The 939-nt window shown below is 65.5% G+C and carries 2 protein-coding genes; both read left to right on the top strand.

Annotated features, from left to right (window positions below):
* A partial coding sequence (locus A5713_RS28855; protein WP_369804529.1) for a nucleotide disphospho-sugar-binding domain-containing protein occupies positions 1–336 on the top strand: 336 nt, incomplete at its 5' end.
* A gap of 52 nt (positions 337–388) precedes the next feature.
* A partial coding sequence (locus A5713_RS25415; protein WP_197516272.1) for a glycosyltransferase occupies positions 389–939 on the top strand: 551 nt, incomplete at its 3' end.

Below are 939 nucleotides of genomic sequence, written 5' to 3'. Positions count from 1 at the left end.
ACGAAGATCTTCCCCGCCTGCCGGGCGGTGGTTCACCACGGCGGCTCGGGCACCACGGCCGCGGGTCTGCGTGCCGGAATACCGACGTTGATCCTGTGGACCGCGGGAGACCAGCCGTTCTGGGGATCACACATCAAACAATTGAAGGTCGGCACTTCCCGGCGGTTTTCGGCAAGCACTCGCGAAACGCTGGTCAAAGACCTGCGCAAGATCCTGACCCCCGAGTACACCGCTCGTGCGCGAGAGATCTCCAGCCGGATGAGCAAGCCTGCGGACAGCATCACCAAGACCGCCGAACTTCTGGAAAACTTCGCGCGCGTGGGACGGATTGGGTGAGGAGCCATACCCCCGACGTCGCCGGTGCACGGCAACTGCAAGGCTAGGACCCGTGACGAAATTCGTTCTCGCCGGGTATGGAACGCGCGGCGACATCGAGCCTTTGGCGGCTGTTGGCCGCGAGCTGGTGCGCCGAGGGCACGACGTGGCCATGGCGGTCCCGCCGGAATTGGTGGGCTTCGCCGAGTCCGCCGGGCTCGCGGCGGTCCCGTACGGCCCGGAACTGCATGATTTCCTCGACGAGGAGTTCCTTCGCAACATGTGGGCGGAGTTCTTCCGGAACATCTGGACGGTCCGCAGCCCGATCAGGTTGATGCGCAAGGTGTGGGAGCCCCTGATCCGGCATTGGGGCGAGGTGAACACCACGCTGACGTCGCTTGCGGCCGGCGCCGACCTGCTCTGCACCGGCCTGAATTTCGAGCAGGCCGCCGCCAACGTCGCCGAGTTCTACGGCATTCCGCTGGCGACACTGCATCACTTCCCGATGCGGGCCAACGGCCAGCTCGTTCCGCGCGTGCCGGCGCCGCTGTTCCGCTCCAGCATGAAGACGGTCGAGTGGTTGTTTTGGCGGTCGACGAAGCGAGTCGAGAACGCACAGCGCCG

Origin of the sequence: Mycobacterium sp. E2497 (assembly GCF_001668695.1) — a bacterium.
GTDB lineage: Bacteria > Actinomycetota > Actinomycetes > Mycobacteriales > Mycobacteriaceae > Mycobacterium.
The sequence above is the reverse complement of the archived record's forward strand: the minus strand, read 5'-3'. Positions and strand labels throughout refer to the sequence as shown.